We start from the raw sequence: 19,546 nt of genomic DNA, 5'->3' as shown, positions 1-19,546 counted from the left end.
CCATGGAACTCACCCCCGTCCTGCGCTCCGAGTGGCTGAAGATCCGTACACTCCGCTCGCTCCCGGGAGCCCTCCTGGGCCTGTTCGCCGCGACCACGGCGTTCTCCGCGATCGCCGGTGTCTCCGGGACGTCGGACCCCGGATTCGACCCGCTGTTCACGGCCCTGTCCGGTGTCGTGCCGGGGCAGATCGCGGCTGTCTCCTTCGGGGCCATGGCCGTGTCGTCGGAGTTCCGGTCGGGCGCGCTCCGGCTCTCGCTGGCCGCGGTTCCGCGGCGCGGCCGGTGGTTCGCGGCCAAGGCGGCCGTCATCGCCGTACCGGCTCTGCTGGTGGGACTGGTGACCGCCCTCGCCGCCCTCCTCGTGGCACGGGCGGGGCTCGGCCCGGCGGCCGACGGGCTCGGCACCGGCGAGCAGGTGCGCGGCGTCGTGGGCTGCGGCGTCTACCTCATGCTGATGGCCCTGTTCGCCGCCGGACTCGCCGCCCTGCTGCGCAGCGGCGTGGCCACGCTGTCCCTGCTGATCCCGTTCATCCTCGTCGTGTCGTTCGTGATCGGCGACGCGACGGGCACGGTCGCCGACTTCCTGCCCGACAAGGCGGGACAGCTGGTCCTGAGGGAGACGTACGACGGCACCCTCGGGCCGTGGTCGGGGCTCGCGGTGACCGCGCTCTGGGCGGCGGCCGCCCTGCTGGCGGGAGCGTGGAGCCTGCGCCGCCGGGACGCCTGACCGGAGCACGGCCGGAACAGGGGTGACGCCCCGCCAAGTGTCAGTGGCGGCGGGTTTACTGGAGCCATGAACATCGCACAGCACATCGCCCTCATCGACGAGCTGTGCTACCGCCCCTTTCCGGCGGAGCACGGCCCGTCGGACGTCGGCGTTTCCGGCCCCGGTCAGCACACCGCGGTGTTAGACGCCGCGGGCGACGACGACCCGGCGCTCCGCGCGGTGACGATCGACCAGTACGAGAAGGACCGGGACGCCGTCTACGAACTCCTCGCCTCGCGCTGGGGCGACACGCCCCCCTACAACCTGCGGACCGTCCTGCTGCGCACCGAGCGGGAGGAGATACCCCGGCCGTGGGCCGAGTTGAGCGAGCGCGCGAGCGTCGCGTACCTGTGGAAGGTGGAGGGCACCGGCCGCTGGGTCGCCGTGGCGGTCACCGACCGCGACACATCGCAGGTGGTCCAACTGCTGGCCCTGGTCACGGAGACGGACCCGCCGTAGAAGGTCAGCCCCCGGCGGCTTCCCGCAGCCGCGCGAACTCCTCGGCCATCGTCTCGGCCGTCCAGTGGGCGTTCAGCCCGCTCGGATTGGGCAGCACCCACACGCGCGTGTCCCCGATCATCCGCGACTGCGGCCCGACCCGGGCCTTCCGGTCGTCGAACGCGGCACGGTAGGCGGTCACTCCGACCACGGCCAGCCAGCGCGGCCGCAGCCGCCCCACCTTCACCGCGAGCAGCCGCCCGCCCTCCCGGTACTCCTCGGCGCTCAGCTCGTCGGCCCGAGCGGTCGGCCGCGCCACGACATTGGTGATGCCGAGCCCGTACGACAGCAGTTCCTGCTGCTCGGACGGCGTCAGCAGCCGCGGCGTGAACCCGGAGCGGTGCAGCACCGGCCAGAAGCGGTTGCCGGGACGGGCGAAGTGATGGCCCGTCGCGGCCGTCATCAGACCGGGATTTATGCCGCAGAACAGCACCCGCAGACCGTCCGCGACCACGTCCGGCACGACACGGTCGCGGGCGGCCTCGAGCTCCTCGGGGGTGAAACGGGGCATCGTGCGCGGCGCGTCAGAGGATCGCGCCGGGCGTGTAGCCCGCGGCCTGGGGGTGCTGCTTCACGATCTCCTCGACCCGGGCGACGACGGCGGCGACCTGGTCACCCGCGGCACCCGTGAAGGACAGCTTGTCGGCCATCAGCGCGTCCAGCTCGGCACGGTCGAGCGGAATGCGCGCGTCGGCGGCCAACTTGTCGAGCAGCTCGTTGCGCTCGGCGCCCTGCTCGCGCATCGCGAGCGCGGAGGCCACGGCGTTCTCCTTGATCGCCTCGTGCGCGAGCTCGCGGCCCACGCCCGCGCGCACGGCACCCATCAGCACCTTGGTGGTCGCCAGGAACGGCAGGTAGCGGTCCAGCTCCCGCGCCACGACCGCCGGGAACGCGCCGAACTCGTCGAGCACCGTCAGGAACGTCTCCAGCAGACCGTCCAGCGCGAAGAACGCGTCCGGCAGCGCGACCCGCCGCACCACCGAGCAGGACACGTCGCCCTCGTTCCACTGGTCGCCCGCCAGCTCGCCGGTCATCGAGGCGTAGCCGCGCAGGATCACCATCAGGCCGTTGACGCGCTCGCAGGAGCGGGTGTTCATCTTGTGCGGCATCGCTGAGGAGCCGACCTGACCCGGCTTGAAGCCCTCGGTGACCAGCTCGTGCCCGGCCATCAGCCGGACCGTCTTCGCCAGCGACGACGGCGCGGCCGCCACCTGCACCAGCGCCGTCACGACCTCGTAGTCGAGCGAGCGCGGGTAGACCTGGCCGACCGACGTGAACGCCTGCGAGAAGCCCAGGTGCGTGGCGATCCGCTGCTCCAGCTCGGCGAGCTTCGCGGCGTCCCCGCCCAGCAGGTCCAGCATGTCCTGCGCGGTGCCGACCGGGCCCTTGATGCCGCGCAGCGGGTAGCGGCCCAGCAGCTCCTCGACCCGGCCGTAGGCGACGAGCAGCTCGTCGGTGGCGGTCGCGAAGCGCTTGCCGAGGGTGGTGGCCTGCGCGGCGACGTTGTGCGAACGGCCGGCCATGACCAGCTCGCCGTACTCGCCGGCCAGCTTGCCCAGGCGGGCCAGGACCGCCACCGTGCGGTCGCGCATCAGCTCCAGCGAGAGGCGGATCTGAAGCTGCTCGACGTTCTCGGTGAGGTCTCGGGAGGTCATGCCCTTGTGCACGTGCTCGTGCCCGGCGAGGTCGTTGAACTCCTCGATCCGCGCCTTCACGTCGTGGCGCGTGACCTTCTCGCGCTCGGCGATGGAGGCCAGGTCGACGGTGTCGAGCACACGCTCGTAGTCGGCGAGCGCCGCGTCCGGCACCTCGATCCCGAGGTCCTTCTGGGCGCGCAGCACGGCGAGCCAGAGCTGCCGCTCCAGCCTCACCTTCTGCTCGGGCGACCAGAGCGTGGCGAGCTCGGCGGAGGCGTAGCGTCCGGCGAGGACGTTCGGGATGCGGGGCTTGGCGGGAGCGGAAGTCACGTGTACGGAGTTTACTACCCGTCCATGTGAGGTCTGCGCCGTCCATGCGATGTGAGAAACCGCAGGTCACGGCGCCTGTAGGTGTGTCGACGTGCGCCCGTCCGTGAGACGGATGTGAGACGGGCGTGACGTCCACCCGGGGTAGTCACGCTCCGAATTCCCCCCGCACCCGTGTTGCTAAGTAGGAACGGGTGCTGTTAGATGGAGTCATCGGCCCCCGAAATGGGGGCGGCCCTAAGCGGGTGTTACCAGCACCTGCCCAGGGCCTGACGGATCTACCTGAGACACCAGGAGACCGCTGTGCAGCATTCTGCCATCAGCACGCCCGAACGCGCCGTGAGCCTCATCCTTGAGGCCGAGGTCATGACCGACCTCGACACCGGCGAACTGACGCTCATCGCGTCCACCGACCACCACCAGGGCGACCTCGACGAGGTGTCCCCGGCCCGCCTGCGGGAGATGGTCGCCGACGCCCACGCCCGTCTGGCCGCGTTCGAGCGCCTCGCCGACGAGCAGGAGGCCCGTGAGACGCTGCGCGCCCTGCTCGCCGAGCACGAGGTCGAGATGGAGGAGTGGGACGCCTCCACCCTCGACCCGAAGATGCGCGAAGCCTTCAAGGCGTTCGCGATGGTCCGCAAGGACAGTCTGCGTCTCGTCGTCGTCCCCCTCGGCCAGTCCCCCATCGAGCGCCTCGCCGTTGTGCGGGACCTCGTGGCCCACATGGACCGGGAGCAGGCGTGAACGAGCACCTTCCCGTCTTCGGCCCGTTCGAGGTGCAGGGCGGTGTCGACGAGCTGGAGCCGGCCGTGGCTGTGGTGCGGGTGGCGTTCGCGCTGACCCGCACCCAGCTGCTGACCGCTCTGGCGATGAGCTTCGCCGGCCTCGGCGCGGACCGTACCCCGGAGTCCCTCACGGACGACGAGGTGCGCCGGGAGGTCGAGGGTCAGTTGGCCGCCGAAGCCATCATCGAGCTGGACCACCTGATGGAGGCGAACGAGCGGACGGTGTTCCCGCCCGAGCAGCAGCGGGCCATGGACCTGCTCGGGGTGGCCGTCGATCGGGCCTTCGCGGCTACTCCGCCCCTGCCGGTGCAGGAGCCGCGCCGCGGTGAGGGCACGGTGACGCTGCAGACTGTCGACCGGGGCGAGGTGACCGTGCCGGAGCCGGAGTGGTGCGTTGGCCACGAGGGCGACCCGGTGTCGCACTTCGCGGACATCACCCACACCGGCCGCCCGGTGGCGCTGGAGTTCGACGGCTACCAGCTGCTGGCTGCTCGGCTCAGCCGGGGCCCGTTCTCGGAGCTGCGGCCGGAGCCGTTCCCGCTGGTCGACGTCGATGACCTCCCCGCGGGCCTGGACCCGCAGGAGACGCGGGAGCTGGCCGCCCGGGTGGGCCTGTACGCCGGGGAGCTGTACCGGCTGGCGAACGAGGCGGACCGGCTGAGGGGGTACCAGCGGTGAGCGCCATCGACTACGCGGCCCGCTTCGAGGGCCTCGACAGCGACACGCTGTTCGAGCTGGAGTACGGGCCCGACGGCCCGTCCAACCCCGACAACTCCGACCCGGACATCCCGCAGGAGTACGTCGAGCAGCTGCTCGTCGTCCTCGCGACGTGGCGGCAGGAGATCCTGGCCGGCTCCCGGGACGACGAGGGCGACTACCGCCGGTGCCTGGACGCGGTCCGGGAGGCGTGGCTGCAGTACTCCTTCCGCTGGAAGGGCGGCCCCAGCCTGCCGTACCCGTTCGACCTGCCGAGGACGGAGGCCGCGCGGTGAGCAGGCCGGACATCGACCCGGAGCTGCGGGCGTTCTTCCAGTGCCACCTGGCCGCCCGTGACGGGCGCCGCTGCTTCTACTGCCGCCGCAACTTCAAGAAGCGGCCGATGCGGCGCAAGACCCTCGACCACTACGTCCCGCACTGGATCTGGCCCGGGTGGGACGTCGACAACCTCGTGCTCGCCTGCGAGCGCTGCAACCTCGCCAAGGGCGCGGCCCTGCCGTGGCCGCTGGTGTGGCTGCTGCTGGCCACCTTCCGGCCGGAGAACTGGGAGCTGACCGCATGAGCGCGCTCGTCCACCGCCCGACGGAGTACGCGGCCGTGACGGGCATGAAGGCCCGCCCGCTGCCGCCCGCCGGCCGGGTCGCCGATCTCCTCATCGTGGCCCGCGCCACGGACGACAGGTACGGCGCCCGCCTCTTCTCCGCCCTGCTCGACCGGATCCTCGGAACGGAGTCGAAATGAGCATCACCACCGCAGGTCGCATCGCAAGTGCCCCCACCACGGTCGACTGCCCGGCGTGGTGCGTCATCGACCACTCGGAAGACCCGTGGATCGGCACGGAGGACTTCTTCCACCGTGGCGAGGAGGTCAACGTGCCGGCCCCGCCCGGGGCGCGCCCGCAGTACGCCGAGCCGCTGCTGTCCACGCACCTGGTCGACCACTCCAACAACCCGGAGTGGTCGTGCATCGCCATCGGCAACTCGGACCGCGGGTTCGACCTGGAGACCATCGAGCAGGCCGACGCCTACCTCGCCCAGCTGAAGAAGTACACGGCCGCCGTCGAGGAGATGCGCAACCGCCTCGCCGCCATCAAGGAGAACCAGGCATGAGTCAGCGCGTGTGGATTCGCACCGGGTCCTCTCTGACCCCGTACACGACCGTCGACCCGAAGCCGATCCCGGCGGCCGACCTCGACGAGCACGGGCACCTGTGGTCCTACGACGGGGGCGTCTCGGACCTCGACGCGCCGTACACCTGCGTGCTGTGCTGCGAGCCCCAGTGGCGGGCCTACGGGGACCCGTGCAAGGAGGCCGGGACGCTCGACGCGTGGAACGCCCAGCGGTCCGCGTGGATCGAGAAGAACCGGCTCGACAAGGCGCCCCCGGCGAACGCCGGATGGAGCGACAGCTGGGCGCTCCCGGTCCCCGCGTAGCCGCACGTCGAATCCCAAAAGGGTGCGGGCTCAACCCGCACCCTCCGGGGCCCTCGTAGTGGCTGGTCGAATCCCATCGACCCCCTCCCGTGAGGGCCACAAACGCCCAGCGTGTTACCGATCTACCCCCCTCCCGTGAGCGCCTCCTGAGCGTGCGGTGAGCGCGCTCGCTGAGCGCCCCGGTGAGCGTCTGGATGGGCGCTCACTGAGCGCCTGTTGGCCGCTCAAAGTGAGCGCCGGGTGAGCGCGCTCACCGCAGGTCGCGATCCAAATCAACGACCCCCACAACCCTTTACCCCCAAGGGCTCCGAGCCCTTTACGCCCAAGGGGTCTGCGCTCAACGCAGACCCCTGGAGAGGACCCACCGTGAAGCCTCGCACCGCCGCCGGCCGTGCCCGGCGTTCGGGCATCGTCAGCATCGCCCGGAGCATGGTCCGCGACCGCGGGCACGCCTACCCGGCCGAGGTCATCGCCGCCGCAGCGGCGGCCGGCCTCAAGCCGAGTCAGGCGGACGTGAAGGCCGCGCTCACCCGAGCCGGCATGTACCGCCGCTGACCGACCCTTCCGTCCTCCGCCAACCATGGGGCTCTGCACCACGGTTGCGGGGGCGCGGTGGGGCCGGCCAACCGGCAGGCCCGCAACCAGAACCGAGAGGACAAGCCGTGCTCCGTCTCCTCCGCAAGACGCCCAAGCCGCAGCCGACGCCCGTCGACCCCGCCGCGGTCGCCGCCGGGCTGCGCACGTTCGCCGCCGACCTCGAAGCGGGCGACACGTTCGCCCTCGACTGCATCGGCCCCCGCGGCGAGCTGCCGCACACCCCGGAGGGCTGGGCCGCGTATCCGACGTGGTCCATCCGCCGGGTGCGGATCGCCCACTTCGGCAAGACCGGCCCCGGCGAGATCCCCACCCACATCGAAGACGAGCTGTGGGAGCGCCTCGCCGGCTGACCCGCACGACCGTGGCCCCCGGCCCGCCCCGCCTTCCACACGGGACGGTCCGGGGGCCTTTTCGTTGCCGATTTCGTTTCACCGCGGGATGGCTCAACGGCTCGGCTCAAGCCGTCCAGCTGAGCCATCGACGGCCCAACGCGCCCGCTCGCGCTGGCGCGCAGGCACGCGTGATACCAGCCTCCCGGGCGGCCGTCCAGAGCCTGGTGAGTCTCTGGTGGGGTGGTGACTTTCCACCCGGCGGGTCACCAGGCAGGGCCACCGGTCGCGGCCTGCCGGAACGGCGGTTTGGTGAGGTGGTGAGGCACCCGGCAGAGACCCGGCAGGAGGCCGGTACGGACCCAGCGACGACCCGGCAGCCACGCCACCTCACCAGGCCGGCCGCCGGGTGCCCGCCGGGTCTGCGCCGGGGGCAAACCGGGCGCCCGCCGGGTCGTGATGGGGTCGTGACGCCGCAGGTGGAGGCCGTGACGCTACCCGTGATAGGCCGTGATTTCGGGCCTCGAGGTCGTGATGGCATCACGACCCCATCACGACCTCCATCACGACCCTGACCTGCGGCGTCACGACCCCATCACGACCTCCATCACGGCCAGTTCATCCCGGTATGCCCCTATGCAGACCCCTGTGCAGTGGGTGTGCGTTGAACGCAGACCCCTGTGCGAGCTGCACAGGGGTCGGGCCCGTCTGCACAGGGGGTGCACAGGGGTCTGCACAGTCTCTGACCTGGGGGGTCACACCCGTGTCACACCCCGTGTCACGGTCCTGGCTCTGACCTGCGTGACCACCAGGGTCACGCAGGTCAGGACCCTGCCCCGACCCTGCCTTTCCGCAGGAAGCACCCTGCCGAAACCCTGCCTGGACCCTGCCCGGCCGGGGCAGGGTGCTCGCCGACCCTGCCAGTTTCGGGCAGGGTCCGGGGCAGGGTCGACCTGCAGCGATGCAGGGTCGGGGCAGGGTTCCGGCAGGGTGCTTTGACCGGTATGCCCACCGTGATTCGTCCGGTAGGGACCGTGAGAGACCGTGATTCTCGGGCCGTCGACCGGTACGCCGTCCCGGTCAGTACCGGTGGAATCACGGTCGCCGTCACGGTGGATCTGCCCCGGTATGTACCCCTGACAGAGGTTGGACGAGGTCGGACAACCCGCAGGTCGAGGTCGGACAGAGGTCTGACATACCGGCGGTAACGTCTGACAAGGTCTGACAGATGATCAAGGTTCTGTCCGTGACTGTCCGACCTCTGTCAGACCCGATACCGGGGCAATCTGGGGCAGCTGTCAGACCTCTGTCCGACCAGAATGCGCAGAATGCCCCGGACAGTCCCCCGGACAGATGATCTTCCGGCCCGGACACTGTCCGGACAGTGTCCACCCGCTGTCCGGGTACAAACCGGCACATGTCCACCCGGTGTCCGGGTGGCTGTCCACCCACTTTGCCCCTGTATGCGAACCCCTCGCGCGGTCCTCGCCGCCCCTCGACCGCAGGTCAGAAGTCCTCGCCGAACCCCTCGCGCTACCCCTCACCTTGATCGTCGAGGACCAGTCGAGGACTTGCGCGAGGGGCTGTGACCTGCGGTCGAGGAGCAGCCGAGGACCAATCGAGGGGTACGGTTTGCCCCGTATGGGTGGCTGCTCGCGGGGTGCTCACGACTGCTCGACCGCAGGTCGCGGGTGCTCACGGGGGTGCTCACGAACTGCTCAAGGGTGCTTGCTGAGCAGTGCTTGAGCAGTTGGCTGAGCAGCCCTGACCTGCGGTCGAGCCCCCTTGAGCAGCAGCCGAGCACCCTCTTGAGCGCCCGGCTTGCCCTGGTTTCGCCTACCTTCCGTGATGGTTCGTCAGGACGCGTTGAGGACCTGGACGAGCTGCTGGTTGCCGCGCTGGACGCGGCCGTCGGCGCGCACGTCGATGTACGCGGTGAACTCGTGGTCGTCGACGACCAGGCGCAGCGCGTCGCCCGCCTGGAGCCCGCCCGTGGCGCCGGCCGCCGCCGCGGACTGCATCGTCCGCCACTGCGTCGGCGTCAGAACCGCTTCGGGCTGGCGCAGGTTGTTCACGCCGATCTGCCCGGGGCCGAGCCAGCCGCCATCGTCGTACCCACCGGCCCGGTTGTACGCCCGCGGCAGCGACCCGTAGGCCGCCAGCGCGTACCGCATGGACGCGTACACGTTCGCCAACGGGTCGACGGACACCCCATAGGAGAAGGGCCCCTTGTTGCGGAACCTGCCGGCGTGCCGCTGGAACGTGGGCCGGATGACCTGCATCAGGCCCACCGACGGATAGCCGGCCTCCCAGTTGGAGTCCCACTTGTTGACGATGGTGGGGTTGCCTCCGGACTCCTGGTTCATCCGGCGCAGCGTGATGTTGTCGTAGGAGAGCGGCTGCCCGACGAGGCCGAGGGCCTGCCGGACGACCCCGCGCCACCGCTGGACGCCGGAGCCTGCCCCGGGGCCGACCCCGGCCACCGCGTCCCCGCCGCCCGTGACGAGATCCTTCAGGCCCTTGAAGATGGACTTCGGCAGGGCCAGGGCGAGCCGGCCGAAGGCGCTGCCCTTGATGGCGTCGAGGGGCTTCGTGAGGTTGCCGAGCAGCTTCTCCAGCGCCTTGCCCGGGTCCGTCAGGAAGTCCGCGGCCGACGAGATCGCCCCGCCGATCTTGCTGCCGACGTTCTTGATGCCGCCCCACAGGTCCCCGAGGATGCCGCCATCGGCCATGAGCTGGCCGCCCGCAGCCTCCCACAGCGACAGGGCACGCCCCCGGTACCGCGGGTCGGTGGGGATGACGAACTCCGGGTACTGGCTGCGGCCTTCACCCACGATCGCCGTGGGCCGGTTGAAGACGCCGGGCCGGGCCGGGACCGTGCCGCCCTGCGCGAGGAGCGGGAGTTCCTTCAGCTTCGGCAGGCCCGGAACCCAGTCGGAGATCTTCTTCCAGGCTTTGACGACTCCGCCGTTCCACACCGTCCGCAGCACGAAGTTGATGGGCGCCTTCGTCGCATCGCGGATCTTGTCCCACGCCTTCTTGATGGCGTCCTTCGCCGTGCCGAACGCCCCGCCGACCTTGCCGATCGCCTTCTTCAGAGCGTCGAACGCGGGCCGGATGCCCTTCTCCCACACGAAGGAGATCGACCCCTTGATGCCGTTCCAGACGGGCGTGACGACCTTGTCGCGCAGCCACCGGAAGACGGCTCCCACGCCCTGGATGCCCAGCTTGATGCCGCTGAACAGGGGGCGGATTACGTTCTCCCACGCGTAGCGGATCGCGCCCTGGATGGCCCGCCACACCGGTTGGACGACCTTCTCGTTGAGCCAGCGGAAGGCCGGGCCGAGGTTCTTCGTCAGCCACTTGATGAGGGAGGACACCCAGCCGATCACCGCCGAGATCGCCCCGGCCAGGCCGGAGATGAGCCACCCGGCGAAGCTGATCAGCGGGGGCAGGATCACGGCGAGCGCCTTCGTGACCAGGCCCAGCATCATCGCCGCCAGTTCGGCGAACATCGGCACCAGCGGCAGCACTGCATCGAGCAGCTGCAGGCCGGCGCCGATCAGATCCTCCAGCGACGGCATCAGCGCCTGGATCACCTGCATGGCCAGCGTCACCAGCACACTGACCAGCTGCATGATGGCCGGGATCATCGGCACGATCGCGTCCATGACCGTCTGGATCAGCTGGACGTACACGTCGGCGAAGACCTGCGCCAGGTAGCCGACGATGTCGACGAGCGGCGCGATCAGCGGGGTGAGGCCGGCGAACACCTGGCCCATGACCTGCCCCAGCAGGCCGATGTACGGGATCAGCTGGTTGATGATCTGCCCCAGGGGGCCGACGAGGACGTCGACGAGCTGCACGACGATGTCGATGATGGGCTTCAGCACCGGCATCAACGCGTCGATCATCGCCCCGAGCAGCTTCCCGATCGGCTCCAGCAGCGGCGTGATCGCCTGCATGATCTGCACCACCGCCTCACCGACCAGGGACAGCACCGGCAGCAGTGCGTCGATGATGGGCGCCAGGGCTTTACCCAGGGTCGTCGCCAGCTGCTGCAGGACCGGGCCGAGGGCGGTCGCCAGTTGGGCGACCACGGGCGCGATGGCCGCGATGAGCGGCATCACGGCCTGCAGCACGGAGCCGATAACGGGGGCGATCGCCCCGGCGATCTGCGCGATGGACGCGAAGATGGTTCTCAGCGCGGCCTGCACCTCCGGCATCGCGGTGATGCGGCGTAGCTCCTCGAACAGCGAGCCCACGATCGCCAGGGCCTGGCCGCCCGCGTCGGAGGCGGCCTTCAGGATGTTCCCGACCGAGGCGAACGCGTCGCTGAGGATCCCGGCCAGATCCATCAGGACGTCCACGCCGGTCTCGATGAAGTCCTGCATGGCGCCCGACGAGAACGCGCCCGTCATCCGCTCCGACAGCGTGTCCAGGGCCGAGCCGCCGGCCGCGGTGAGCTTCGCAAACGACGGGCCGGCCGCCGCGCCCACCTGGAACAAGCCCTGCAGCAGCACCGACGGGGCCCGCGACAGGTTGTACAGGCCCTCGTTCGCATGCGACAGGGCCGTACCCAGCGCCCCCGACTTGCCCAACCCGATCGCCGTGTTGGCGAGGTTCTGGCCCATCAGGTTCAGGGCCCCGGCGCTGTTCACGAGGGAGTTGCGGAAGATCGGCAGTGTCGTCTTCGCGGCCGTGGCCATCGTCTTGTCGAGGCCGGCGAACAGCCGGTCCTGCACCGCCAGGCGCAGCCCGTCGATCGCGGGCTTCATGCTGCGCAGCTCGGTCACGAACGATCGGGCGTTCGGCGACAGCTTCGCCATCGCCTCGTTGAACTTCTCCGGGCTCGTCGGGTTGAACGCCTCCGACACCGCGTCCGAGACGCCCGACAGGCCGATCTGAAGGGCCGTCTGCGCCGACGCTGCCGCCAGCGTGGCCGTGGCCAGCACGCCCGCCGCGCCCGCGGCCGGTGCCATGGCGGCGGCCAGCTGGACGCCGAAGCCGCGCGTGATGGTCTTCAGTCCGGCGCCGAGCACGCCGCCGAACGCCTTGCTGAACGCCGAACCGCCGGCAGCACCCGCCCGGGAGGTCTGTGAACTGACCTCCCGGGACCAGTCGCCCTCGAACTCGGGGCGAATGCTGACGTATCCGCGTCCGACGAGTGTTCCACCCGTCGCCATGACGGCCCCCGATCAGGCGGTCAGGTCGATCTCGACGATGGAGGACGGGCGGAGGATCTCCAGACCGAACCGGCCCTCGAAGCGGAAGCGCAGCATGTTCCGCTCGAAGTCGGAGGCCCCGGAGCCGGCGCCGAGGGCGTTCGGGTCGTACACATTCTCCGACCAGTCGAGGACGCCGTCCTGACGGACCTGAAGGCGCATCTGCCGGAAGTCCGCGAGGTGGGCCACACCGGTCGTGGCCGCGTCCGTGACGACGACGGGAGCGCCCCACAGGCGGCGGGCGCCCTGGTTGACGATGTTCTGCGGGCCGCCGTAGTAGAAGCGGGCCTCGTTGTCCGCGAGGAGCTCGATCGACTCCCAGTCCTCCGGGGTCATCACGAACGCCGCGCCGGCCAGGTAGCCGTAACGCTCCAGCTTCGTGACCGCCTTGCGGGTCGTGACGAGCAGGTTCGTGTCGAACGCCTGCGCCTGCGAGCCGGACACGTTGCCGATGCCGGTCATGTGCTCGCCCGTGCCGTCGCCGTTGAGGATTTCGTCCTCGAGCGCCAGGTCGAGGCCGAGGCGCATCTCCTGGTCGATGAACTGGCGCAGCATGCCGACGTCGTCGAGGTCCTGCTTCGCGATCGGCTCCGACAGGTGCGCGATCGTGCGGACGCGGTCGTCGATCCGCTGCAGCTGGTACACGGAGGTCGGCTTCTTCGCGCCCTGCGCCACGACGGCCGCGTTGTTGGTGCGGGTGTTCTGCCGCAGGTACGCGAAGCGGCCGCTGGTGTTCTGCACGTTGGGCATCAGCTGCCGCAGGGTGAGCACCGGCACGTCCATGCGGACCGGCTCCGGGTTCAGCGGCACGTTCACCGCCACCGTGCCGTTCGCCAGGATGCCCTTGTAGCCGTCCGGGCCGGCTACGGCCTTCACGACCGTCTCGCCCCAGTCCGTACCGCCCGACGCCTTCACCCGCGGGTGCAGATCCGACTTGGTCTCGCGGCCGGTGCCGGCGATGCCGTCGCCGAGCTCCTGCAGCGCGGTGCGCATCGTCTGAGTCGCCTTGGCCGCCTCCATGTCGGCCTTCAGGCCCTTGGCGGCGTCCATGTGCGACTTGACCTCGGTCATCTCGTCCGGGGTGAAGTCGCGCTTCTCGTCGTCGGCCTTCGTGGCGATCGCCTGGGCGGCCTCGAGGTGGTGCTTCAGCTCCTGACCGAGCTGGGTGATGTCCTTCTGCATGGTGTCCCCTGGGAAGTCGTAGGTGTCTTCCCGGCGTGCTGGAGACGGGCGACTCGACAGCGGCCTGTGGGGAGGCGGCTGGAGTGCGGGAACTCGACAGCGTCATACCGGAGGCGCCGATGTGGCGGGCCTTCAGCTGGCGGGGCTCCCCTCCGGAGACCGTAGGGAGACGGGCGGCCGGCCGGCGCGGACTGAGGAGAGGCGCGGGCCGATCCGATGGCCTCCCACGGCCATCTTCGGAGTGAGCCAACCGCGGACCAAGAGACTGGCCGTCGATCAACCTGTGGTCATTTTACCCGTTCACGCCGACAGTGCGGGAGATCTCCGCACCGTCCTTGTACGTCGTCAACTCGACGTGCTCGCACTCGCAGGGCAGCGACACCAGGCGGCCCACGTCGTCCGTCCCGACGAACCACACAGCCCCTGAGCCGTCCACCACGGCCGCCATGCCCAACTGAGCCGTCCACGGGCCCACAGGGGCCGTCTCAGCGTGCTCCAGGACCGCCAGGACCAGCTGCGTGCCCGCAGCCTCCGTACCGTCCAGCGTGCGGACCCTCATGCATGCCCCCAGATGCGCTCGTCCCACTGCGTCGCCACGTCCAGCGGCGCATCCACGACGGCCGGCCGCAGGCTCGACCCGTCAACCTGAAACGCGGGCACCCGGACGACCGGGTTGTGGCCCTGAGGCTCGTCTTCCTCATCCATGATTCCTCCTAGTCCCCCTATCGGCGTTCTGAGCACGCGTCTTCCGTTCTGGCCGCGGCGGTCCCCCAAAGATCTTGTCTCGCGATTTCAACTCCCCTCCCCGCCCGCTTCGCTCGCTGCGAGCGCCTGCATTCCTGCGATGACTTCGCGCATGGCGTCGTCGGTGAGGATGGCCCGGAAGCCGTTGCAGAGGTTGAGGAGGGCGATGCCGGCCGCGCTGCGGACCTCGTCGTCGTCGAGGTCGCCGAGGAGCACGGCCAGGCCGACCGGGTCGTTGCGCAGGGCGGCCAACGCCAGCGCGGTGACCTTCTGCTGCGGCGTCACGCTGCCTCCTGTGGTGAGCGGGTGGTGGGTGTGCGTGACTGGCGTACAAGACAGTTGGGGCCGTGCTGCTTGGCGCATCCCGTGCCTCGACAGACGCGCGCCCCGCAGCCGAGTGGGCATCGCAGGTATGCGCCGCGCTTGAGCTTGCGTGCGCACGTCGAGCAGTAGAAGCGAACGCGGGTCATTCGCCGTCCTCCTTAGCCCAGCGGCGCATCTTCGCGGTATGCCGGGCATGGAGCCCATACGCGCGGGCTTCGTCGAGCTCGGCGCGCTGCTGGCGCCTCTTGCTGCGCTTGAGCCTGGCCGCCGCGATCCGGGCGGCTATCTGCTCGTCGACGTGACTGGTCATACCGGCTCCACGTGGAACTCGGAGTCGTCTCCGTACACGTCCCGGAACTCGGCCTCGGTCATCGGCCGACCCTTGTAGACGAAGACGGTCTGCGTCTCGGTCTGCTGGTCGCCGGGAAGAACGGTCTGGTAGGCGATGGACGCCCAGGCGACGACTGTGGCGTGCGCGTAGACGCCCTGTGTGTTGATGCGGACGGACCACTGACCCGACACGGGGGCCATGGCGGTGATCCGGTAGCGGGGCTGTCCCATAGGTGGCTCCTGGTCTGTGGTGGCTGCCAGAGAGGGCAGCAACGGGAGGAAGTGGGGGTGGGGCTCGTCGCCTCCCTTCCTCTACACACGCTTTGAGGTGACGAGATTGGTGATATTGGATCTGACCTGCTGTTTTGTGTGACGAGATTGGGTGACGAGATTGGGAGTCGGGGTGACGAGATTGGTGAAATTGGGCCGCTCAATCTCGTCACCAATCTCGTCAATCTCGTCACTGGCCCGATCTTGTGAAACCGCTGGTCAGGGCCAATCTCGTCAATGCCGTCAATCTCGTCAGCGTGTGTCTAGGGACGTCGGCAGGGACCAGATCGCGCGCTTCTCCTTCCCGAACCCGGTGTTGGTGGATGTGAGCTTCAGGCGCCGCTTCGCGCGGTCCATGGCACTGCTGCTGAAGCCGGCCGCCTTGGCGTGCTGCTTGATCTCCTTGGCGTCCGCTTCGCCGCCGAGATCGGTGAGGTAGTCCCGCAGCCACACGGACGCCTCGTTCGTCTCCTCGCGGCCGATGTCCGGCTCCGTCTCGGCGCGCATCACGTCACGGACCGAGGTGGTCACTTCGGGGCCGAGGACGAACCGTGAGACGTAGGACGGCCCTTCGGGGGTGGCGATGGTGACGGGCTGGATCGTGTACTCGTGCGACGGCAGCCCGAGCCGACCGAGGTTGTTCTTCTCCAGCGACATGACCAGGCGGTCGTCACCTTGCTCGTCCTCGTGTCTGGCGAAGGCGATCAGGCAGCGGATGAGCTGGCCGAAGGCGCCCGATCCGGCGACTCTCGCGAGGGGATCGGAGCCACCCGCCTTGGTGAAGTGGGCCAGGCCGAGGATCGTGAACCGGTGCCGGTCCGCTGCGTCGACAAGGGGCTCAAGCGCCTGCCGGACTTCTGCGGCCCGGTAGTCGTTGATGGTCTTATCGATGTACGACAGCAGCGGATCCATGACGAGCAGGGCCACGCTGTGCGCTTCGGCTTCCTTCCCGAGCAGCGAGGTGTCGACGGGGAGGGAGAGCCGGGCGTGTGGCTGCTCGTCGTCTTGCACGGTGACGTGGAAGACGAGATCCATGTCGGCGTCGGCCGCGATGAGCCGCGGCGCGATCGTGTACGCCCATGAGTCCTCGGCTGCCGCGTAGATGACCGGCCGTGGCTTGCCGTACAGCTCGCCGGGCAGCAGGCCGCGGGTGATCTGAGCGGTGAGCCAGACCGCGTACTGCGACTTGCCGAGCCCGGGCCCGCCGGCCGCGAGGACCAGCGAGTGCATCGGGATCCGCCCGTGAGACGTGGGCGTCGCCCCTTCCGGGGTGGTGTCCCACAGCCAGCGAACGGGCCGGATCTTGATTCCCGAAGCGGGCCGCAGCAGCAGGCCGCGCTTCTGCGTGACCGGGGTGTCCCCTTGGACGACCGTGAGGTGAGGTTCACCCCCCTCCCAGCCTGTGGGCCACATGTCAGGCTCGCTCATGCGGCCTCCTGGTGGGTGTCGCGGTACGTGAGGTACCGGCCGGGCTTGCCCGGTACGCGGATGGGCGGCCACCCGGGGGTGGCGCGCAGCTGGTGCGGGCGCTTCGGCTTGGCCAGCGCGTCCAGTTCGGCGCGGCTGCGGCCCTCGGCGAACGGCGGCCGGGGCCGGCTGACGTCGCGGAACCAGGCGAGGAGGTTGTCCTCGTCGCCGTACTTGCGCCACATCTCGGCGGCGTGGAGGGCGGAGGCGAGGCGCCGCGGGTCGTCGGGCGGGAGCGCGATCCAGGCCGGGGAGCCGTACTTGGGGAAGACGCTGGCGAGGTAGTAGACCTTGGCTTCGGCCCACAGCTCGACGAATACGTCGGCGTCGCCCTCGGGCATGTCCTGCGGTAGCGTGGGCTCAGCTTCGCCGCCCGCGAGGTTCATACGGCCCCTAGGTGATTCCAGCACCTGGGGGCCGTTCTCGTTCTGGCTCATGCCGCGGCGCCTCCCGTCTCCCCCGACAGCAGCCGGATGAGGTCGGCCGTGATGACGACGTGGCGGGTCCCGACGCCGATGGTCTTGACGGGGCTGTCACCGCGCTTGACCCGCTCGTAGAGGTGGCTGCGGCTGCAGCCAATGGCGCGTGCGGCGTCGGTGACGCTGACCGTGGCGGGCCACTTCCGGATGTCCGCGAGGGTGGGCTGAGACTTGCTCACGCGGCCCTCCCCGGGGTGACGGTGCACTCGGTCAGGAACTCCTCAATGGCACTCCGACGGTAGAAAACGCGGCCACCGCGCCCCTTGCCGGTCTTGATGTACGCAGGCCCCTCGCCGCGCCACCGCCGTTCTGCCAGTGCAGACGTGGTGCCGAGCACGGGGTACTCGGTCGCGACTTGCTTGGGCGACAGGAACTCTTCCTTCACTGCCCGGCTCTCCTTCCAGGATCAAGCGTTGCCAACCTGCATCACATGTTCCTACAATGCAGCTATGGAGACTCTAGCACCGGAGACCGGATGCGCAACAAGGTCAGAACTGTTGCTTAACCTGCTTCCTATGGCAGACCAGCAGCGCGGACGACGCGCCATCGAGGTAGGACCCACGGGACGGACTGTTGCGGCGAACATTGCCCGCTTGCGCGAGCGCCGGGGACTGACCACGCGACAGCTGTCCGGCGCCCTCGAGCGCGCCGGCCGGAACATCCCCGCCTCGGGCATCACCCGTATGGAAAAGGGTGAACGCGTCGTCACGGCTGACGAACTAGCCGCTCTCGCCGTTGCCTTTGGCGTCAGTCCCACCGCCCTGCTGCTGCCACTCACCGACCGCGCTGACGACCGAGTGGAGGTCACGGGAGGCGGCGAAGTCGACGCCCTAGCCGCGTGGGAGTGGGGTATCGGCCGACTGCCTCTCACCGTCACCCCTGGCAGGGAGAAGACGGAGCTCGTCGAGCACCGGCTGTTCGGGGCGCCGCAGTGGCTCTCGGAGCACGTGGGGTACAGCGTGCGCATGGCCGTTTCCAGGCCGGCCGTGCCGACCGAGGAAGGCCGGAAGGCCATGGACGAGATCCGGAAGCGGTACAAGGAGCAGACCGGGGAGGACATCGACCCTGACGTACTGCTGAGCCGACTCCTAGGCGTCGACGTGAAGGACGGCGAGGATGGCTGAGCCGAAGCGGATCGTCCTATCCAGCGGGAAGGTCCGTTACCGGCTGATGGTCGACGCCGGCCGCGACGAGAACAACAAGCGGATCCAGATCACGGTCACCCGGAACACGGCGAAGGAGTGCCGGGAGGAACGGGACCGGATCCTGCATCAGCGGGCCGCGGGAACTCTGATCGTCCCCAACAAGATCACGCTTGCTGAGTGGCTGGACGAGTGGCTGGAGTACAAGCGGCGGGACGTCGAGGAGACGACCATCCGCAGCTACCGCCTGGCCCTGGTGCACGTCTATGACCAGCTCGGGCACATCCGGCTGCAGGAACTCAGCGAGGATCACGTGCGCGAGTTCGTCGACGAGCTGGTCGCCCGCGGCCGGCGCGCGGGGGGCGAGCGGGGAACCAGGCTGGCCATCTCGACAGTCGAGGGCATCCTCATCCGGTTGCGAGGTGCGCTGCAGCGGGCCGTGGTCCGCAAGCTGGTCAGCGTGAACGTGGCCTCCGAGGTGCGGCCGTCGCTCGCCGACAAGAAGACCGACAAGCGGGAGCGGGACAGGCCGAAGCCGTGGACCGTGGCCGAGGTGCAGACGTTCATCCGGGGGATTCAGGGCGACCGCCTGTTCGCCCCGTTGCTGCTCTCGCTGATGGGGCTGCGGCCGGCTGAGGTGTGCGGGCAGCGCTGGAAGGATCTCGACCTGGTCAACGGCCTGCTGTCCATCACGCTCACGCGGACGATGATCGGCAACGTGCGCGTGCTGGAGAAGGACACCAAGACCGCGGCGGGGGAGCGCTCGCTACCGCTGCCGCGCGGCCCGTGGGATGCCCTCCTGGCCTTTCAGGAGGTGCAGCTTGCCGAGCAGCAGCGCGCGGGGGAGGCGTACACCTTCACGGGGTTCGTGGTGGTCGACGAGCTCGGGCGCCCGCTGAACACGCGGCAGCTGCGGGAGTACGCGTATCGGACAATGCGCCGGCTGGGGCTGAGGCAGGTGCGGCTCTACGACGCCCGGCACGCGGTCCTGAAGGCGCTGGCCCTGTCCGGCGTCCCGGACGTCATCCTCGCCGCGTGGGCGGGCCACACGAACGCCGCGTTCACCAAGCGTAAGTACGTCCAGATCGAGGCCGAGGACATGAGGGGCGCCGCGGCTGCCCTGGACGCCTTCCACGGCGTAGACCAAAAGGCCCTCAGTGAGAAATTGTGAGAAACGATCTCCGCTGAGATGCTCCTCACCGCGACTGACCTGCATGGATCTGTGATCCCGTAGAACAGTGTACGGATTCTACTGGCGATTCGTGCAGGCCAGCGTCGCGGGTGCCTTCGTGGG

The 19,546-nt window shown here is 69.6% G+C and carries 26 protein-coding genes; 13 read left to right on the top strand and 13 right to left on the bottom strand.

Features of this window, described 5'->3' with window-relative positions:
* Positions 1–2 precede the first annotated feature (2 nt).
* Positions 3–728, top strand: coding sequence for an ABC transporter permease (locus CP976_RS06815; RefSeq protein ID WP_150479511.1), 726 nt, complete (start codon positions 3–5; stop codon positions 726–728).
* Positions 729–794: 66 nt separating this feature from the next.
* A complete protein-coding gene (locus CP976_RS06810) occupies positions 795–1,226 on the top strand; it encodes a hypothetical protein (RefSeq protein ID WP_150479510.1) in 432 nt (143 codons plus the stop codon).
* A gap of 4 nt (positions 1,227–1,230) precedes the next feature.
* On the opposite strand, the gene mug is transcribed toward CP976_RS06810, so the two are convergent.
* Entirely contained in the window at positions 1,231–1,776 is a 546-nt protein-coding gene (mug, locus tag CP976_RS06805) for a G/U mismatch-specific DNA glycosylase (protein ID WP_150479509.1), read from the bottom strand.
* Between the two features lie 13 nt (positions 1,777–1,789).
* The gene (gene purB, locus CP976_RS06800) at positions 1,790–3,232 is read right to left on the bottom strand and encodes an adenylosuccinate lyase (protein ID WP_150479508.1); all 1,443 of its coding nucleotides are present in this window, start codon (positions 3,230–3,232) and stop codon (positions 1,790–1,792) included.
* A gap of 300 nt (positions 3,233–3,532) precedes the next feature.
* Here purB and CP976_RS06795 point away from each other — a divergent pair, with 300 nt between their 5' ends.
* From CP976_RS06795 to CP976_RS06755, 9 genes are all read left to right on the top strand, one after another.
* Entirely contained in the window at positions 3,533–3,973 is a 441-nt protein-coding gene (locus CP976_RS06795) for a hypothetical protein (protein ID WP_150479507.1), read from the top strand.
* Positions 3,970–4,692, top strand: coding sequence for a DUF6907 domain-containing protein (locus tag CP976_RS06790; protein WP_150479506.1), 723 nt, complete (start codon positions 3,970–3,972; stop codon positions 4,690–4,692). The genes CP976_RS06795 and CP976_RS06790 overlap by 4 nt, the downstream gene beginning before the upstream one ends.
* A complete protein-coding gene (locus CP976_RS06785) occupies positions 4,689–5,006 on the top strand; it encodes a hypothetical protein (RefSeq protein ID WP_150479505.1) in 318 nt (105 codons plus the stop codon). The genes CP976_RS06790 and CP976_RS06785 overlap by 4 nt, the downstream gene beginning before the upstream one ends.
* Positions 5,003–5,293 (top strand): HNH endonuclease, encoded by a 291-nt coding sequence (locus CP976_RS06780; protein WP_150479504.1) that lies wholly within the window; start codon positions 5,003–5,005, stop codon positions 5,291–5,293. Before CP976_RS06785 ends, CP976_RS06780 begins: the two co-directional genes overlap by 4 nt.
* Positions 5,290–5,472: a hypothetical protein gene (locus CP976_RS06775; RefSeq protein WP_150479503.1), complete on the top strand. Its 183-nt coding sequence runs from the start codon at positions 5,290–5,292 to the stop codon at positions 5,470–5,472. Before CP976_RS06780 ends, CP976_RS06775 begins: the two co-directional genes overlap by 4 nt.
* Positions 5,469–5,840: a DUF6907 domain-containing protein gene (locus tag CP976_RS06770; protein WP_150479502.1), complete on the top strand. Its 372-nt coding sequence runs from the start codon at positions 5,469–5,471 to the stop codon at positions 5,838–5,840. The genes CP976_RS06775 and CP976_RS06770 overlap by 4 nt, the downstream gene beginning before the upstream one ends.
* Positions 5,837–6,163 (top strand): hypothetical protein, encoded by a 327-nt coding sequence (locus CP976_RS06765; RefSeq protein WP_150479501.1) that lies wholly within the window; start codon positions 5,837–5,839, stop codon positions 6,161–6,163. The genes CP976_RS06770 and CP976_RS06765 overlap by 4 nt, the downstream gene beginning before the upstream one ends.
* Positions 6,164–6,529: 366 nt before the next feature.
* Positions 6,530–6,718: a hypothetical protein gene (locus tag CP976_RS06760; protein ID WP_150479500.1), complete on the top strand. Its 189-nt coding sequence runs from the start codon at positions 6,530–6,532 to the stop codon at positions 6,716–6,718.
* A 107-nt stretch (positions 6,719–6,825) separates the two neighbouring features.
* On the top strand, positions 6,826–7,110 hold the full coding sequence (locus CP976_RS06755) for a hypothetical protein (RefSeq protein ID WP_150479499.1): 285 nt from the start codon (positions 6,826–6,828) through the stop codon (positions 7,108–7,110).
* Positions 7,111–8,945: 1,835 nt separating this feature from the next.
* Here the strand turns inward: CP976_RS06755 and CP976_RS06750 are convergent.
* The 11 genes from CP976_RS06750 to CP976_RS06710 form a co-directional block, all read right to left on the bottom strand.
* Positions 8,946–12,275 carry a transglycosylase SLT domain-containing protein gene (locus tag CP976_RS06750; RefSeq protein ID WP_150479498.1) on the bottom strand — a complete coding sequence of 1,110 codons (3,330 nt, stop codon included), beginning with the start codon at positions 12,273–12,275 and terminating at the stop codon, positions 8,946–8,948.
* 12 nt (positions 12,276–12,287) lie between these two features.
* A complete protein-coding gene (locus tag CP976_RS06745) occupies positions 12,288–13,496 on the bottom strand; it encodes a phage major capsid protein (RefSeq protein WP_150479497.1) in 1,209 nt (402 codons plus the stop codon).
* Positions 13,497–13,788: 292 nt separating this feature from the next.
* The gene (locus tag CP976_RS06740; protein ID WP_150479496.1) at positions 13,789–14,055 is read right to left on the bottom strand and encodes a hypothetical protein; all 267 of its coding nucleotides are present in this window, start codon (positions 14,053–14,055) and stop codon (positions 13,789–13,791) included.
* Positions 14,052–14,201, bottom strand: a complete 150-nt coding sequence (locus CP976_RS42790; protein WP_167537288.1) for a hypothetical protein — start codon at positions 14,199–14,201, stop codon at positions 14,052–14,054. Before CP976_RS42790 ends, CP976_RS06740 begins: the two co-directional genes overlap by 4 nt.
* Before the next feature lie 87 nt (positions 14,202–14,288).
* Positions 14,289–14,525, bottom strand: coding sequence for a hypothetical protein (locus CP976_RS06735; protein ID WP_150479495.1), 237 nt, complete (start codon positions 14,523–14,525; stop codon positions 14,289–14,291).
* A gap of 181 nt (positions 14,526–14,706) precedes the next feature.
* A complete protein-coding gene (locus CP976_RS42785) occupies positions 14,707–14,874 on the bottom strand; it encodes a hypothetical protein (RefSeq protein ID WP_167537287.1) in 168 nt (55 codons plus the stop codon).
* The gene (locus CP976_RS06730) at positions 14,871–15,125 is read right to left on the bottom strand and encodes a hypothetical protein (protein WP_150479494.1); all 255 of its coding nucleotides are present in this window, start codon (positions 15,123–15,125) and stop codon (positions 14,871–14,873) included. The genes CP976_RS42785 and CP976_RS06730 overlap by 4 nt, the downstream gene beginning before the upstream one ends.
* A gap of 291 nt (positions 15,126–15,416) precedes the next feature.
* Positions 15,417–16,592 carry an AAA family ATPase gene (locus tag CP976_RS06725; protein WP_150479493.1) on the bottom strand — a complete coding sequence of 392 codons (1,176 nt, stop codon included), beginning with the start codon at positions 16,590–16,592 and terminating at the stop codon, positions 15,417–15,419.
* Positions 16,589–17,068, bottom strand: coding sequence for a hypothetical protein (locus CP976_RS06720; RefSeq protein ID WP_229876061.1), 480 nt, complete (start codon positions 17,066–17,068; stop codon positions 16,589–16,591). Before CP976_RS06720 ends, CP976_RS06725 begins: the two co-directional genes overlap by 4 nt.
* On the bottom strand, positions 17,065–17,289 hold the full coding sequence (locus CP976_RS06715; protein ID WP_150479492.1) for a DNA-binding protein: 225 nt from the start codon (positions 17,287–17,289) through the stop codon (positions 17,065–17,067). The genes CP976_RS06720 and CP976_RS06715 overlap by 4 nt, the downstream gene beginning before the upstream one ends.
* Positions 17,286–17,495 carry a helix-turn-helix transcriptional regulator gene (locus CP976_RS06710; protein ID WP_150479491.1) on the bottom strand — a complete coding sequence of 70 codons (210 nt, stop codon included), beginning with the start codon at positions 17,493–17,495 and terminating at the stop codon, positions 17,286–17,288. Before CP976_RS06710 ends, CP976_RS06715 begins: the two co-directional genes overlap by 4 nt.
* Before the next feature lie 130 nt (positions 17,496–17,625).
* Between CP976_RS06710 and CP976_RS06705 the strand changes: the two genes are divergently transcribed.
* Together CP976_RS06705 and CP976_RS06700 are read left to right on the top strand one after the other, a co-directional pair.
* Entirely contained in the window at positions 17,626–18,234 is a 609-nt protein-coding gene (locus CP976_RS06705; RefSeq protein ID WP_167537286.1) for a helix-turn-helix domain-containing protein, read from the top strand.
* On the top strand, positions 18,227–19,423 hold the full coding sequence (locus tag CP976_RS06700) for a site-specific integrase (RefSeq protein WP_150479489.1): 1,197 nt from the start codon (positions 18,227–18,229) through the stop codon (positions 19,421–19,423). Before CP976_RS06705 ends, CP976_RS06700 begins: the two co-directional genes overlap by 8 nt.
* Positions 19,424–19,546 lie beyond the last annotated feature (123 nt).

The sequence above is a fragment of the Streptomyces coeruleorubidus genome, from assembly GCF_008705135.1.
GTDB lineage: Bacteria > Actinomycetota > Actinomycetes > Streptomycetales > Streptomycetaceae > Streptomyces > Streptomyces coeruleofuscus.
This window is presented reverse-complemented; position numbering and strand designations above follow the sequence as displayed.

Bases quoted from the DNA above. Each gene is read 5' to 3' on its own strand.
- CP976_RS06815 (WP_150479511.1), top strand. From the start codon at position 3: ATGGAACTCACCCCCGTCCTGCGCTCCGAGTGGCTGAAGATCCGTACA.
- CP976_RS06810 (WP_150479510.1), top strand. From the start codon at position 795: ATGAACATCGCACAGCACATCGCCCTCATCGACGAGCTGTGCTACCGC.
- mug (WP_150479509.1), bottom strand. From the start codon at position 1,776: ATGCCCCGTTTCACCCCCGAGGAGCTCGAGGCCGCCCGCGACCGTGTC.
- CP976_RS06775 (WP_150479503.1), top strand. From the start codon at position 5,290: ATGAGCGCGCTCGTCCACCGCCCGACGGAGTACGCGGCCGTGACGGGC.
- CP976_RS06770 (WP_150479502.1), top strand. From the start codon at position 5,469: ATGAGCATCACCACCGCAGGTCGCATCGCAAGTGCCCCCACCACGGTC.
- CP976_RS06765 (WP_150479501.1), top strand. From the start codon at position 5,837: ATGAGTCAGCGCGTGTGGATTCGCACCGGGTCCTCTCTGACCCCGTAC.
- CP976_RS06750 (WP_150479498.1), bottom strand. From the start codon at position 12,275: ATGGCGACGGGTGGAACACTCGTCGGACGCGGATACGTCAGCATTCGC.
- CP976_RS06745 (WP_150479497.1), bottom strand. From the start codon at position 13,496: ATGCAGAAGGACATCACCCAGCTCGGTCAGGAGCTGAAGCACCACCTC.
- CP976_RS06740 (WP_150479496.1), bottom strand. From the start codon at position 14,055: ATGAGGGTCCGCACGCTGGACGGTACGGAGGCTGCGGGCACGCAGCTG.
- CP976_RS42790 (WP_167537288.1), bottom strand. From the start codon at position 14,201: ATGGATGAGGAAGACGAGCCTCAGGGCCACAACCCGGTCGTCCGGGTG.
- CP976_RS42785 (WP_167537287.1), bottom strand. From the start codon at position 14,874: ATGACCAGTCACGTCGACGAGCAGATAGCCGCCCGGATCGCGGCGGCC.
- CP976_RS06730 (WP_150479494.1), bottom strand. From the start codon at position 15,125: ATGGGACAGCCCCGCTACCGGATCACCGCCATGGCCCCCGTGTCGGGT.
- CP976_RS06725 (WP_150479493.1), bottom strand. From the start codon at position 16,592: ATGAGCGAGCCTGACATGTGGCCCACAGGCTGGGAGGGGGGTGAACCT.
- CP976_RS06720 (WP_229876061.1), bottom strand. From the start codon at position 17,068: ATGAGCCAGAACGAGAACGGCCCCCAGGTGCTGGAATCACCTAGGGGC.
- CP976_RS06705 (WP_167537286.1), top strand. From the start codon at position 17,626: ATGGCAGACCAGCAGCGCGGACGACGCGCCATCGAGGTAGGACCCACG.
- CP976_RS06700 (WP_150479489.1), top strand. From the start codon at position 18,227: ATGGCTGAGCCGAAGCGGATCGTCCTATCCAGCGGGAAGGTCCGTTAC.